At 35.8% G+C, this 13609-nt stretch carries 13 protein-coding genes, 2 pseudogenes and 1 other annotated feature; of the genes and pseudogenes, 9 read left to right on the top strand and 6 right to left on the bottom strand.

Annotated elements, in window-relative coordinates; genetic code table 11:
- Positions 1–2: 2 nt before the first annotated feature.
- Positions 3–611: a DUF4145 domain-containing protein gene (locus JCM6256_RS02380; protein ID WP_025080231.1), complete on the bottom strand. Its 609-nt coding sequence runs from the start codon at positions 609–611 to the stop codon at positions 3–5.
- 135 nt (positions 612–746) lie between these two features.
- Between JCM6256_RS02380 and JCM6256_RS02375 the strand changes: the two genes are divergently transcribed.
- Together JCM6256_RS02375 and JCM6256_RS02370 are read left to right on the top strand one after the other, a co-directional pair.
- The gene (locus tag JCM6256_RS02375) at positions 747–1493 is read left to right on the top strand and encodes an ABC transporter ATP-binding protein (RefSeq protein WP_025080230.1); all 747 of its coding nucleotides are present in this window, start codon (positions 747–749) and stop codon (positions 1491–1493) included.
- Positions 1494–1515: 22 nt separating this feature from the next.
- On the top strand, positions 1516–3369 hold the full coding sequence (locus JCM6256_RS02370) for an FtsX-like permease family protein (protein WP_025080229.1): 1854 nt from the start codon (positions 1516–1518) through the stop codon (positions 3367–3369).
- A gap of 45 nt (positions 3370–3414) precedes the next feature.
- Here JCM6256_RS02370 and JCM6256_RS02365 read toward each other — a convergent pair whose 3' ends face one another.
- Together JCM6256_RS02365 and JCM6256_RS09475 are read right to left on the bottom strand one after the other, a co-directional pair.
- Positions 3415–4065, bottom strand: coding sequence for a histidine phosphatase family protein (locus JCM6256_RS02365; RefSeq protein WP_025080228.1), 651 nt, complete (start codon positions 4063–4065; stop codon positions 3415–3417).
- 70 nt (positions 4066–4135) lie between these two features.
- Positions 4136–4830 (bottom strand): annotated as a pseudogene (locus JCM6256_RS09475) (matrixin family metalloprotease).
- 208 nt (positions 4831–5038) lie between these two features.
- On the opposite strand from JCM6256_RS09475, the pseudogene helD reads away from it, so the two are divergent.
- The 5 genes and pseudogenes from helD (at position 5039) to JCM6256_RS02335 (ending at position 10307) form a co-directional block, all read left to right on the top strand.
- Positions 5039–7280: pseudogene (helD, locus tag JCM6256_RS09470) on the top strand (RNA polymerase recycling motor HelD).
- A 59-nt stretch (positions 7281–7339) separates the two neighbouring features.
- Positions 7340–7576 (top strand) — a binding site (T-box leader).
- A 171-nt stretch (positions 7577–7747) separates the two neighbouring features.
- Positions 7748–8389, top strand: coding sequence for an amino acid ABC transporter permease (locus JCM6256_RS02350; RefSeq protein ID WP_025080227.1), 642 nt, complete (start codon positions 7748–7750; stop codon positions 8387–8389).
- Between the two features lie 18 nt (positions 8390–8407).
- A complete protein-coding gene (locus JCM6256_RS02345) occupies positions 8408–9028 on the top strand; it encodes an amino acid ABC transporter ATP-binding protein (protein WP_025080226.1) in 621 nt (206 codons plus the stop codon).
- Between the two features lie 3 nt (positions 9029–9031).
- Positions 9032–9853, top strand: a complete 822-nt coding sequence (locus JCM6256_RS02340; protein ID WP_025080225.1) for an amino acid ABC transporter substrate-binding protein — start codon at positions 9032–9034, stop codon at positions 9851–9853.
- 43 nt (positions 9854–9896) lie between these two features.
- The gene (locus tag JCM6256_RS02335) at positions 9897–10307 is read left to right on the top strand and encodes a GNAT family N-acetyltransferase (protein ID WP_051545866.1); all 411 of its coding nucleotides are present in this window, start codon (positions 9897–9899) and stop codon (positions 10305–10307) included.
- Between the two features lie 21 nt (positions 10308–10328).
- Here JCM6256_RS02335 and JCM6256_RS02330 read toward each other — a convergent pair whose 3' ends face one another.
- Positions 10329–10889 (bottom strand): SGNH/GDSL hydrolase family protein, encoded by a 561-nt coding sequence (locus tag JCM6256_RS02330; RefSeq protein WP_025080223.1) that lies wholly within the window; start codon positions 10887–10889, stop codon positions 10329–10331.
- A gap of 55 nt (positions 10890–10944) precedes the next feature.
- On the opposite strand from JCM6256_RS02330, the gene coaA reads away from it, so the two are divergent.
- Positions 10945–11862: a type I pantothenate kinase gene (gene coaA / locus JCM6256_RS02325; RefSeq protein WP_025080222.1), complete on the top strand. Its 918-nt coding sequence runs from the start codon at positions 10945–10947 to the stop codon at positions 11860–11862.
- A gap of 38 nt (positions 11863–11900) precedes the next feature.
- Positions 11901–12479, top strand: coding sequence for an elongation factor P (gene efp / locus JCM6256_RS02320; protein WP_025080221.1), 579 nt, complete (start codon positions 11901–11903; stop codon positions 12477–12479).
- Positions 12480–12520: 41 nt separating this feature from the next.
- On the opposite strand, the gene JCM6256_RS09465 is transcribed toward efp, so the two are convergent.
- On the bottom strand, positions 12521–13114 hold the full coding sequence (locus tag JCM6256_RS09465) for a PepSY domain-containing protein (RefSeq protein ID WP_025080220.1): 594 nt from the start codon (positions 13112–13114) through the stop codon (positions 12521–12523).
- 106 nt (positions 13115–13220) lie between these two features.
- Entirely contained in the window at positions 13221–13592 is a 372-nt protein-coding gene (locus JCM6256_RS02310; RefSeq protein ID WP_025080219.1) for a DUF1304 domain-containing protein, read from the bottom strand.
- Between the last annotated feature and the right edge of the window lie 17 nt (positions 13593–13609).

Raw genomic sequence — 13609 nt, 5'->3', positions numbered from 1 at the left:
TTTTAGTGTTTGAAAAAATGTTTGAGACGGCTCTTGAAGCCGTATTTCTTTTTATGATTTAACACTTTGCGGGCGAGTTCCGCATTTTGATTAGTACCTTCTTGTTTAATAGTTTGTACTTTTTTATTGCGTTTGTGGAAACGATTATTTTTATTTTCAACGGCATCCATTGCCGTATCAGGTCGCATGTAATGCAGATTCTGATTTTCATAAGAATTGATAAGAAAGGCCAAAATATCGTTTATATCGCAAAGACAACGCCAAGCTTGATTTTTCGTAAAGTGATAATGCGGATCGTGTACGGCATCGTTACCCATGCGGCGAACTTCGTCCATTAAATCATAAATTGATAAAGGTAAATCTAAGTGTGATCGCAAATATTGCGTATCGTTGCGTAAATTGCGATATTCACCGGCTTTGATGGAATAGTATTTATCCAAATTTTCTAAATCAAAAATCCTTTTTACGCTTGTTTCTAAGAATAATCGGCAATTGGCTATAACATCCCGATAATCATCGATGGAATACAGCTTAACAAGGCGATTTGCGGCCTCATATTGGTCTTTAAAATATGTTGAATTTTTTAAATAGTCAAAGTTAATTTCTACCATAGTTTGATTCCTTTATTTTAATTTTATCAGATTTTTTTGTTGACAAAGTTTTAATATCATATTAGTGTATTATTTAAATAATACACCATGACAAAGAGAATAATGAATAGATGTTTGAATAGAGGAGAGATTATTATGACTGAGGTTTTAAAAGTAGAAGCTCTTACCAAAACTTATGGCAAGAAAAATGAAAAACAATATCAAGCTTTAAAAGGAATTGATTTTACTGTTGAACAAGGTGAATTTGTTGGCATTATGGGTGCTTCAGGTTCAGGTAAAACCACGCTTTTGAATATTTTATCTACGTTAGATAAACCGACAACAGGTAATGTCTTTGTAAATCATCAAGATATTACGCAATTGAAGAAGAATCAAATGGCAGATTTCCGTGGCAAGGAAATTGGATTTATTTTCCAAGATTTTAACTTGCTTGAAAATTTAACCAATCGTGAAAATATCGCCTTGCCTTTGTCACTTCAAAATGTGAAAGCGAGAGAAATTAACGATAAGGTAGAAGCAATTGCGGATAGATTAGGAATCATGCAAATTTTGGATAAATATCCAGCAGAAATTTCTGGTGGTCAAAAACAACGTGTGGCTTCAGCGCGTGCACTTGTTCATAATCCTGCGATTCTTTACGGGGATGAACCAACTGGAGCTTTGGATTCAAAGTCTGCGACTGAACTTCTTGAAACTATGGCTGAATTGAATAAAAATGATAAAGTTTCAATTTTAATGGTTACGCACGATCCTTATTCTGCTTCCTATGCGCAAAGAATCTTATTCATCAAAGACGGTAAGATCGGTAAGGAAATTAGAAAAGGTACTAAGACTAGCGAAGAATTTTACCAAGATATTATTACGGAACTTGGTCGCCGTTAATTAAGTGAAAGGAGGAAGAATTATGCTTTGGAAGCTTTCATTTACTGGATTAAAAAGCCGGTTTAAAGATTACGCGGTTTTGTTTTCAGGTTTAACTTTAGCAAGCGCAATTTTCTACATGTTTATGACAATTGCAATTAATCCGCAATTTTTAAAAGGTTCATTGACGATTGCCTTTTCAATTACGCAATTTGTTTTTGGCTTCGGAATTGCCCTTTTGGGTATTATCACCTTAGTTTATATAACTTATGCCAACAGCTTTTTATTAAGTATGCGGAAAAAAGATTACGGCACCTACATGATGCTAGGAGCCAGAAATAGCAAAATTGGTAAATTGATTTTCGCAGAGACAATTGTAGTTGGTTTGTTATCAACCCTTTTGGGAATTGGAATCGGAATCGGTTTGACCCAAGTTGTATCTAAGATGTTGATCAGCCAGTTAGGTCTGCATATCAATAAATTCTTTGGTTTCTATATGCCTGCAATTCTTTGGACTTTAATTTTCTTTATTGTCTTGTTTGTACTTGCAGCATTTTGGAACCGTCATAAGTTAGTTAAAACTAATGTGATTAACTTGCTTCATGAAGATCAAAAGCCCGTAAAAGTGCGTCAACATAAGATCTGGAAATTTATTGAAGCAATTTTAGGACTTTGCCTTTTGGCAACCGGTTATTGGGCAATGTCTGCTTATCAAACTTTGATGACAAATTCGATTACGATTGGTTTCTTCACTATTGTGATCGGTTCATACCTTATTTTTGACTCATTCTTTACCAGCGTAATTAACTTGCTCAGAAAGAATCGTAATTTTAAATATCGTAAGTTGCATTCTTTCACTTTGGGACAACTCAAATTTAGACTTGGTGATTACAACCGTATTTTATCAATTATTTCCTTATTGTTTGCCTTAGCATTAGGCGCAATTACTGTTGGATTAAACTTCAACAGCATGACCGATACTTCTATGGAAGCAACTTACTATGATGTTGTTTTGTACAAAAATAATGCAAAGGTTCAAAAGCAATTAAAGAAAGTTTCGGTTAGAAAAACTGATTCATTGAATTATAAGACCGTGCTTGTCGGCAAAGGCAAGAAGCAAAGCCACATTCTTTACGTAACTGATCAAGAACTTAATAAGAAGAAATTGAAATATCAACATTTTTATCAAAAAGACGGCCAACAGGCTTGGTCGACAAAAACTATTACAGCTAAAGGCGTGAAGGATAATCATTCAGAAGAAAATTATCAATTGGCAAGCTTGACGCCATACCAAAATGCTTTAGTGAAGGTTGTTTCTAAAAAGGAATTTAACAAGATCAACGCGCAGATTAATCATGTTGAATTCTTGCTTGTAAATAATTTTAGAAGCAACTTCAACAATATTGAAAAATTGCAGAAACTTGCTGTTAAATCAATGATGAGTAACGTTGAGGAATCAAGCCAGGGCGTATATGTTGATTTAAATAATTCAAAATCAGGACAATATCGTTTAGTTTCAAGCGTAGCTTCAGGATTTGAATTTATGGGCTTCTTCTTGGGATTGGCCTTCCTTGCAATGCTTGCTTCAACTTTAATGTTTAAAGTTTTAAGTGGCGCAAATAGTGATAAGCCAAGATACAACATGCTTTGGAAGATCGGCGCGCAGAAGAATTTGCTTAAGGCTTCAATTAGAAGTGAAATTGGTGTTCTATTCGCTTTGCCTGCTGTGCTTGGTGTCATTGATGTATTGTTTGGATTGCAGTTCTTCAAGAGCTTGTTAAAAGATCCATATGATAAAATTTGGATTCCATTTACAATTTTCTTGGTACTTTACCTTATTTACTACTTAGTTACGGTGAAGTTGTATGAAGGAATTGTTTTGAAAAATAAAGATTAATAATAACAAAAAAAGTTCTCCACATGTGGAGAACTTTTTTTGTTTCTATAAATGCATTTTATTCCAGGAAGGAATCTTAATTTCACCCTTATCACTCATTGTCATAATTGTGATTGAAGCATTCTTTGGACCTGGAACAAGCGGAATGTTATCGCCATAATGAGCCCAAATGCTGCGGATAGTGAAGCCGTGGGTAACAAGCAAAATGTTTTCGGCACCATCCATTTCACTAATCATCTTAAAGCCATTGTTAAGACGTGCCCAATATTCTTTGGCGTTTTCAGCTTCATGATAAGGATCGGCTTCTTTAATCCAATCCTTAATGGTATCAATACTTTCGTGCTTAAACATTTCTTGTCTTGTTTCGTAGCCATGGCTTCCGCCAATCATGCGCCAAGCCATTTCAGAATCTAAACCTTCGAAGTAGCCATAGAATTGTTCACGGAAAAATGGACTAGCAATATGTTGCAATTCGTCTTTGTTAATATTGTGTTTAATGATGATATCACAAGTATCGCTGGCTCTCTTTAAATCGCTGGAAAGAGCAATATCAAATGGAACATCGTGTAAAGCTTTTCCGGCTTCTACTGCGCCTTCAACGCCAGCCGTTGTTAATGGCGTGTCGCACCAACCTTGCATTTTGTTGTAACGGTTAATATAAGTTTGACCGTGACGAACGATATAAATTCTCTTCATAATTTTCTCCTAAATAAAAACAATCACTTTCATTCTAAACGAAAAAAGGTGATTGTTTAAAGAAAAATATTTAGCTTTCGTGATAAAGTCTCTTTACGTCAGTAATGTCGCGAGGCTGAATCGTATAAATTGATCCGGCCGGATACATAACGGAAACGCTATGAGTATGACTTAAGCCGATTGCATGACCTAATTCATGCTCAGCAGTATTTATAATTCTGTTTTGGCTATAGCATACCATGTATTTTGCAAATAATAGCGATTAAGCTGCACCTTTGCTCTAAGCAAATGTCCCGTAACAGGATTATAAGTTGTGGACGTTTGTCCTGCCGCGCTTGTATCGCTTCGATCCATTACACTAACGACAATGTTGGCTTTATTTTTGTTATTTGTTTGTTTAAATAAAAAAGCTCCCGTTCTATTCCAAGCGTTCATAGCGTCGATTGTTGCGCTGCGCAAAACTGGATTATTATCAATATCGATATAAACCGTTGCACTATTTTTAGACCAAATTTGTTTGTCAGTCTTTTTGCCGGAATCATCATTTTTTCCTTCAGAATCGGTTTGCTCAGTTGGTTCATTATCACCAATTTTTGGAGCCTTAAGCGATCCTGTTGAAATTAGCTGATTAATTCTCTGGCTGAGTGTGGCAAGCGAATCGTTGGTCGCCGTTTGAAAATTAGGATTTGTTTTATATGTCCAAATACCGAAAGCAATTATCCCTAAGAAAATTAAATTACGCAAGAAGTGAAAAAATCCTCGCATAATTGCATCAACTCCGATTTTTTTGAATATTCTTTCAAATTGTAAACTTTTTAATTGTTTTTGTGTATTAATATGGCCTGTAAGCTAAAAGTATTACCATTTCTTAATTCATGGTAGAATTAATAGACTAGGTTTTAAAAGTAGGTGAAATTATTTGTCTAAAGAAATTGACGATAAAAAATACGAACAAGAACATCTTGACCATGTCATGGGCATGATCAAAGATCGTGAAAAGAAATTAAGAAAATCAATTAAAACTGTTGAAGCGAAGCAGAGATCTTAATTCTCATTTCTTTGATGACGTTAAGCTTGACTATGATGGCTATTCAACATCAATGGAAACGGCTTTGTCCATTCACCAGCAACAACAACTTTTAACTGAACGTGAACATGATTGGCAACATTCTGCTAAGCAATTAGCCACAGTTGAAAGATTGGAAAAGAGTCCATATTTTGCCCGTGTTGATTTTAAAGAAAATGATGCTTCAGAACCAGAAACAATCTATATTGGTTTAGGTTCATTTGCGGATGAAAATGATCATTTCTTGATCTATGATTGGCGTGCACCAATTTCTTCTATTTACTACGATGGCAAGTTAGGCAAGGTTTCCTACAATTCGCCTGAAGGTGAAATTACCGTTGATATGACTAAGAAGCGTCAATTCATGATTAAAGACGGCAAGATCGTCAACATGTTTGACACTAACGAGTCAATCGGTGACCAGATGCTTCTGGAAGTTTTGTCAGAAAAATCCAGCACCCAAATGAAGTCAATTGTTACGACGATTCAACAAGAACAAAACAAGATCATTCGTAACACAAGCGCTGATCTTTTATTCGTTCAAGGGGCGGCCGGCTCAGGTAAGACAAGCGCGATTTTACAAAGAATTGCCTTTCTTTTGTACCGTTACCGCGGTAATTTGACTTCCAGCGACGTTATCATGTTTAGTCCTAACCAATTGTTCAATGACTACATTAAAAATGTTTTGCCTGAAATGGGTGAACAGAACATGGTTCAAATGACTTATTGGCAATTTGTTTCTCGCCGGCTTCCAGGGATGAACGTTGAAAACTTATTTAAACAATTTGAAGATAAAACTGCCAACAGCGATATCGGTGCTTTTAAGGATTCTGTAAACTTCTTCAATTTGGTAACGCGTTATGCTAAGCACCTTAACAAACGTGGCGTTGTCTTTAAGAACATTATGTTCCGTGATAAAAAGAAGCCATATTTTGATAAGGAAAAGATTCGTGAAATCTATTATTCATACAATCAAAATTACAAATTGGCCAACCGTATCGATGCTACGCGTGAAGAATTGATTAAGATGCTCAATCGCAAGATTGCGCCGGAAGTTCGCAAGAAGTGGGTTAGTCAAACTATCGAAAGCTTGAGCAAGGAACAGCTTAATGCTTTGTACGATCGTCCTGATCAAGAATTCGATTCCGAAGCCGATGAAGAAAAATTCTTAGGCAGAAAGATTGTTATAAAGGCGCTTCAACCTGTTTTCCAAAAGATTCGTCACAATCACTTTATCAACATGCGTGCGCAATACTTAAGCTTTTTGCGTGCTGTTCCTAAGATGACTGATTTATCTAAATGGAATATTTCTGAAGATGACTGGATGAAGCATGTCGAAGAAGTTAAAGATTCATTCAGAAAGCACGACATTCATATGAATGACGTTTCCGCATATCTTTACCTTTATGACTTGATCACTGGCCGTCGCACTGATTTTGAAATGCGTTACACTTTCATCGATGAGATCCAAGATTATACGCCATTCCAACTTGCGTATCTTAAGTACAACTTCCCAAGAGCTAAGTTCACAATGCTTGGTGATTTAAATCAAGCTATCTTTACCAAAGATGAAAGCAGAAGTTTGCTTAAACAAATTTCAGGCTTATTTGATCCTGAAAAGACCGATGTTGTTCAACTTACTAAGTCATATCGTTCAACTAAGCAAATTACTGACTTTACTAAGCAGATTTTGCGCCAAGGTGAAAAGATTGAATCCTTCAACCGTCAAGGTCCAAAGCCTGTTATTTGGGGAAGAAAGACTGATGAAGAAGCAATCGTTGCCTTGCAAGAAATTTTAAAGGCTAATGATGCTAAGCATTTTACAACGGCAATTATTACTAAGGATTTAGCGGGCGCGAAGTTTGTTCATGAACAATTAGCTAAGCATGGCCAAAAGGCAACATTGATCGCAACTGCCAACCAACGTCTTGTTCCTGGCGACTTAGTTGTTCCTTCATACTTAGCTAAAGGTTTGGAATTTGATGCAGTTGTAATGTGGGATGCATCTAAAGAAAATTATCACGCTCTTGATGAAACCCAATTAGTTTACACAATTACTTCAAGAGCAATGTATAAGCTCGATATTGTATATATTGGCGAGAAGTCCCCGCTTCTTGATATTGATCCTAAAACTTACGATGAAAAATAATTAAAAGCAAAATCGTTGACAAAAAATTAGCGATCGTATAATATTTAAGCAACATGTGATTAACAACTTGGAACAGAAATAGTAGTTCAAGAATAATTTATAGAGAGCCTTTGATGGTGGAAATAAGGCAATTGCTTGGATGAATCACATCTGTGAGTTGGCTCCTTGAAATGGTAGTAGAGAGGTCTGGGTTAGCCATTATAGCTAAAGGTTTATTAACGAACTTATTGAGACAGTTAATGCGAGTTAGCTGTGAATATGAGGTGGAACCGCGGATCGAGAAATTCGCCCTCTTAGGTCAATTGACCTAGAAGGGCGTTTTTTATTTATCGTGATAATTCTTTGTTAGTAAACCTAGTGAGGCAGTATGCGTGAGCATGTTGTGAAGCTGAGGTGGAATCACGATAATTCGTCCTCTTGAGATTTTTCTCAAGAGGACTTTTTGTTAGAAAAAAGCAGGTGGAAAAATGGAATATGTAATGCAAATTATGCCGGCTCTTATTGCTGGAACTTTAATGACGTTGAAGATCTTTTTCTGGACAATAATTTTGGCTTTGCCATTAGGAATATTGGTTGCTTTAGGTGAAATGAGCAAGATTAAACCAATCAAATGGTTAGTTGAATTTTATGTTTGGATTATGCGGGGAACGCCACTATTATTACAGTTAATTTTTGTGTTTTATGGTTTGCCGATTTTACATATTGTTTTTCCCCGTTATGAGGCCGCTCTTTTCGCTTTCGTCTTAAACTATGCGGCATATTTTGCGGAAATTTTCCGTGGAGGCTTGCAATCAATTCATAAAGGACAATTTGAAGCGGCTCAAGTTTTACGTCTTAACCGTTGGCAGACAATGACTAAAATTATAATTCCCCAGGTAATGAAAATTGTTTTGCCATCTATTTTCAACGAAGTTATCAATCTGGTGAAGGATTCATCTTTGGTTTATGTAATTGGCTTAGGCGATTTGCTTAGAGCTGGTAATGTGGCAATGGCGCGTGACGTAACTTTAGTTCCGCTAGTTTTGGTAGCTGCAATTTACCTAATTTTGATTAGTGTCTGTGCCTTTGCACAAAAGAGAATCGAAAAACACTTTAGTTATTACAAGTAATTAGGCAGGTGAAAAAGAATGTTAGAAGTTAAAAACTTATCTAAGGCATATAATGACCGTCAAATTTTAAAGGATATTTCTTTTACTTTGAATGATGGCGATATTTTAACCATTGTCGGTCCTTCTGGAGCTGGAAAAACGACCTTATTGCGCATTATTGCTGGACTTGAAACCAATGATGATGGTCAAATTCTAATTGATGGCAAAAAATATGATTCAGGAAAAGTAGGCGTGGTCTTTCAGGATTTTAATCTTTTCCCTAATTTAAATGTTTTAGAAAATATTACTTTAGCGCCTAAGCTTGTTTTAAAGAAGGAAAAACAAGAAGCTGAAGATGATGCAATGAGATTGTTGACGCAGCTGCAAATGGCAGGGCATGAAAAGCAGTATCCTTATCAATTATCTGGTGGTCAGAAGCAGCGGGTTGCCATTGCTAGAGCTTTGGCAATGCAGCCTAAAATTTTGTGTTATGACGAGCCGACCAGTGCGCTTGATCCTAATTTGCGGCAAGAAGTTGAAAAGATGATTTTAGGTTTAAAGAAAACTGGCTTAACCCAACTGATTATTACTCATGATTTGCAATTTGCAAAGAACGTTGCCGATCAAGTTTTGAAAGTTAAACCATTAAACGAGGGTTAGCTTATGAAGAAAAAAATATTATTGCTTCTTTCCTTGTTATTTGTTTTAGTAGGTTTAACGGGGTGTAAAAGTATCACGAAAAGTGCGAATAGCGAAGATACTTGGAATAAAATTTCCCGCAAAAAAGAAGTCGTGGTTGGCCTAGATGATTCCTTCGTGCCAATGGGATTTTCAAAGAAAAATGGGCAGCTCGCTGGTTACGATATTGATTTGGCGCGTGAAGTATTTAAACGTTATGGTATCAAAGTTAGCTTTCAAACAATCGATTGGTCGATGAACGCGACAGAATTGCGCAATGGTACAATTGATTTGATTTGGAATGGCTACAGTATTACGGATCAACGTAAGAAGAAAGTGGCTTTTAGTCGGCCATATTTGCGTAACGGTCAAGTTTTAGTCGTAAAAAAGAATAGCGGTATTCATGATTTTGCCCAGATGAAAGATAAGACTTTGGGGATGCAAACAGGATCGACTGCTGAACAATGGTATGAAAGCAAGCAAAAAGTTTTAAAGGCTAAGAGTACAGTTTTGTATGATCAAATTCCTAATTCATTTTTAGATTTAAATGCGGGCCGGATTCAGGGAATCTTGCTTGATGAGGTTTATGCTAACTATTATATTGCGCATATGGCTAAAAGCAGCGATTATCGCGTGATTGAAAATAAGGCGGTTCCTGCGGACTTGTTTGCTGTAGGGATACGTAAAGGTGATAAGACTTTACGTAAAAAGATTAATGCAAGTTTGTTGGCACTCCAAAAAGATGGTAAGCTTGAGCAATTAAATGAAAAATGGTTTAATCGGAAAAGCAATTATTTAGGGAAGTAATACACAAGTGGATGAAAAATTTTCTTTTAAAAAAGTTGATGAAATGAGCGGTCGAGAATTATTTTGCGTAGAAAGATTGCGTTCAGAAGTTTTTGTAGCTGAGCAAAAAATTACGTTACCAGAGCTTGATGATACTGATTTGGTAGCAACGCAAGTATTTTTATTAAATGAAAAAAATACCGATGCATTGGCCACTTGCCGTGTGTTTAAGGATGAAAAAATAGGTTGGATGTTCGGCAGAGTTGCTGTGGATAAAAATACTCGCGGCCAACATTTAGGCGCAAAAATGATGAAAGAAGTTCATGAATTTTTGCGTGAAAAAGGTGTTAAAAGGGTTGCGTGCCATGCGCAGATGTCAGCTAAGCCGTTTTATAAATACTTAGGTTATAAAACAGTCGGCGATGTCTTTGACGAAGGCGGCATTGAGCACGTTATGATGGTGCGTGATTTATGAAAATAAGAGACTAGGGAATTCCTAGTCTCTTATTTTGCTTTCAATTATTGGTGTAAGCGCATCAAGCAATAAATTGTTTCCTAAATCAGTGAGATGCAAACCATCATTTTGGTAGATTTTGTCCATGTCCTTTTGATTATTGGTTAATTTGGTCAAATCGATAAAAGGACAATGATATTTTATTGCTAGATTTTTTGCAGTTTGAATATTCGTTTTTAAAGTTTCTGGATTGAAGAAATTGCTTTGATCACTGTTTGGGTTGGGATGCCATGGACCGACTACGATTACTTTTTTGGTGTTAAAATAAGCGATCATCGTTTCTAAATTCTTAGCATAATTTGTACAACTGATGCCCCAAGCTGAAGAATCATTAGTCCCATATTCTATTAAAATTGCATCCGCATCTTGCGGAATTTGATCAATATAATCCAATGCTTCGACTGTTGTGGCGCCACTTTTAGAAAAGTTTTCCACTTGTGCATTACTTAATCTGTTTTCCAGACCCTTTGTGATTAAATTAGTGTTGCGACGATTGCGAAAACCATTAAAGAGTGAATCCCCAAAAAGAACAATTTTTTTCATATTTTGCCTACTTCCTCTATAATTAAAATAATACTAAAAGGATAGTTTAATGAAAATGAAAAATTATATTAGTTTTGATCGTAATGAATGGGCTAATTTAACCCCACATAATGAAAAAGTTGAGATTACTAAAGAAGAATTAGCTAAAGTTAAGTCTTTGGGTGACGTGATTGATTTAGCTGACGTTCATGAAATTTATACAAGCTTAATTTCATATTTACATTTAATGTTTGAATCTAAGCGTCATGTTCAAAATTCGGCGATGGATTTTTTGCATAAAAAAGTTCCAGCTTCACCCTTTATTATTGGAATTTCTGGTTCCGTCGCTGTTGGTAAATCAACTACAGCGCGTTTGCTTCAGCTTTTACTTAGTCGAACTTATCCTGAGTTGAAAATTCATTTAATGACCACCGATGGTTTTCTTTATAGCAATGCCGAATTGAAACGAAAGAATATTTTTTCTCGCAAGGGTTTTCCAGAAAGCTATAACATGCAGATGCTGAGTGATTTTTTGGCAGATGTTTTATCTGGGAAAGAAGATATTGTTTATCCGCTTTATTCTCAAGCTTTGAGCGACATTGTACCAGGCGAATATGGTCATGTTAAGCGTCCGGATATCTTGATCATGGAAGGAATTAATACTTTGCAGCTTCCGCAAAGCGGCCAAATTGTAACGAGTGATTTCTTTGATTTTTCAATTTATATTGATGCAGATGAAGATATGATCGAAAGCTGGTACATGCAAAGATTTAGAAAATTGCTTGATTTAAATAAAAACAACCCTGACAACTTTTACTATGAAATGGCTAACGGTCCAAGAACTGCGGCTTTAGGACTTGCCGAAGAAACTTGGCAAATGGTAAATTTGGTTAATTTACGTGAATACATCGCGCCAACTAAGAAGCGTGCGGATTTGATTTTACATAAAACTCACGATCATTTAATCGATCGAATTGACCTTAGACAGTTCTAATTTGGTATACTAAAGACGATGAAAAAGGAGAGTTTTAAATGCAAGCAATTAATTTGAAAAAGGGTATGGTCTTCAATCAAGAAGGTAAGTTAATCAGAGTTTTAAAAGCTAACCACCACAAGCCTGGTAAGGGCAACACTGTTATGCAAATGGATTTGCGCGACGTGAAGAGCGGTGCTGTTGTTCATAAGACAATGCGTCCAACTGAAAAGATTGACTTAGTTGAACTTACTAAGAAAACTGCTCAATATCTTTACGGCGAAGGCGATGTTTATACCTTCATGGATACTGATACCTACGAACAATACGAAGTTTCTAAGGATCAATTGGGCAATGATGTTCAATACTTAATTCCTAACATCAATGTAAGTTTGGAATTTACTGACGAAGGCAAGTTGATCGGTATTGAATTGCCATCAACTGTTGTTTTGACAGTTAAGGAAACCCAACCAGGAATTAAGGGTGCAACTGTTGCCGGCGGTGGTAAGCCAGCAACTATGGAAACTGGCTTGGTTGTACAAGTTCCAGATTTCATTAACGAAGGCGAAAAGCTTGTAATCGGAACAGACGAAGGAGATTACAAGGGTCGTGCTGATAACAACGCTAAGTTTAATTAAAAGTAAAAAATAAGCGATGAAGTTCATCGCTTATTTTTTGTTTAATCAATTATTTCTTTAGTTAAAGCATTAATTGTAATTTTGTAGATTTCGTTTTTATCAATAACTGTAACCATCCAAATTGGCTTATCTTTTTGAGTTTTTAAAAGCCATTCGCGAGCTTCGCCGCCACCAACTTTTTGAATAGCGATTTGGCTAGCCTCGTTGCGAGAAATTATTTTATTGAAATCCAATTTAACAGGATCAGTTTCGTTATATTCGTAATCATGACGTAAAGTAGACTGACCAATAATTAAATCATTGCTTGCATCAATTTGAATTGAACAATCTTTTTTCGCATCAAAGCCAGCAATATCGTAAATATAGTTTTCACCTTGAATTTTTAAGTTTACTTCACTGATATTTGCGGAAGAATAAAGGCGCGTAAATTTATTAATCGCTTGGTTTAATCCAACTCTGATTTTGGGGACATCTTCAGTGGCTGCTAGGGAGACGACGTTTTCATTAGTAGTTGTCGTTTCTTTTTTTATTTGGGTTACTTGATTGTTTTTATTGCTGAAATAAAAATAAGTTGCTGCTGTTCCAATGGCGATTCCAATGAGTAAGCTGGCAACAAATTTAAGAATTTTTTTCATCGCATCACCGTATTTCTAATTCCTGTCTTTTCTGATTTATATATATTATATTAGAAAAAATATATGCAAAATAGTGATACGATGTCACTTAATTCTTTCTTATGAATTAAATACTAAGCAAAATTAAGGCAATTAATGCAGGCAACATTTGTAAGACAAAAATCTTTTTAGTAGCAGTAAAACCACCAAAGATAGCAACAATAACGATCATCCCTAATAATAATTGCCACACTTTAATTAAGGTTGCTGCTGGAAAAATGAAGTAAACCACAATAAGCAATAAACCGAGAATTCCGTTGTAAATGCCTTGATTAGCCATGGAAATCCGAGCGGCCTTTTGTTTTGTGAATGATATATCCATGTCAAAAGCTTGGGCCTGTTTTTCAGGACTAGCAAAAATTTCTAATAAACAAATTCCGATATGTTCAATTCCGACTAAAATGGTAAGAATATAACCGATTGTAGTAATAATATGCATAATTTTCTCCCTTAAGA

Source organism: Lactobacillus hamsteri DSM 5661 = JCM 6256, assembly GCF_000615445.1.
Lineage (GTDB): Bacteria > Bacillota > Bacilli > Lactobacillales > Lactobacillaceae > Lactobacillus > Lactobacillus hamsteri.
This window is presented reverse-complemented; position numbering and strand designations above follow the sequence as displayed.

Bases quoted from the DNA above. Each gene is read 5' to 3' on its own strand.
- efp (WP_025080221.1), top strand. From the start codon at position 11,901: ATGCAAGCAATTAATTTGAAAAAGGGTATGGTCTTCAATCAAGAAGGT.
- JCM6256_RS09465 (WP_025080220.1), bottom strand. From the start codon at position 13,114: ATGAAAAAAATTCTTAAATTTGTTGCCAGCTTACTCATTGGAATCGCC.
- JCM6256_RS02365 (WP_025080228.1), bottom strand. From the start codon at position 4,065: ATGAAGAGAATTTATATCGTTCGTCACGGTCAAACTTATATTAACCGT.
- JCM6256_RS02375 (WP_025080230.1), top strand. From the start codon at position 747: ATGACTGAGGTTTTAAAAGTAGAAGCTCTTACCAAAACTTATGGCAAG.
- JCM6256_RS02370 (WP_025080229.1), top strand. From the start codon at position 1,516: ATGCTTTGGAAGCTTTCATTTACTGGATTAAAAAGCCGGTTTAAAGAT.
- JCM6256_RS02330 (WP_025080223.1), bottom strand. From the start codon at position 10,889: ATGAAAAAAATTGTTCTTTTTGGGGATTCACTCTTTAATGGTTTTCGC.
- coaA (WP_025080222.1), top strand. From the start codon at position 10,945: ATGAAAAATTATATTAGTTTTGATCGTAATGAATGGGCTAATTTAACC.
- JCM6256_RS02345 (WP_025080226.1), top strand. From the start codon at position 8,408: ATGTTAGAAGTTAAAAACTTATCTAAGGCATATAATGACCGTCAAATT.
- JCM6256_RS02340 (WP_025080225.1), top strand. From the start codon at position 9,032: ATGAAGAAAAAAATATTATTGCTTCTTTCCTTGTTATTTGTTTTAGTA.
- JCM6256_RS02310 (WP_025080219.1), bottom strand. From the start codon at position 13,592: ATGCATATTATTACTACAATCGGTTATATTCTTACCATTTTAGTCGGA.
- JCM6256_RS02380 (WP_025080231.1), bottom strand. From the start codon at position 611: ATGGTAGAAATTAACTTTGACTATTTAAAAAATTCAACATATTTTAAA.
- JCM6256_RS02335 (WP_051545866.1), top strand. From the start codon at position 9,897: ATGAGCGGTCGAGAATTATTTTGCGTAGAAAGATTGCGTTCAGAAGTT.
- JCM6256_RS02350 (WP_025080227.1), top strand. From the start codon at position 7,748: ATGGAATATGTAATGCAAATTATGCCGGCTCTTATTGCTGGAACTTTA.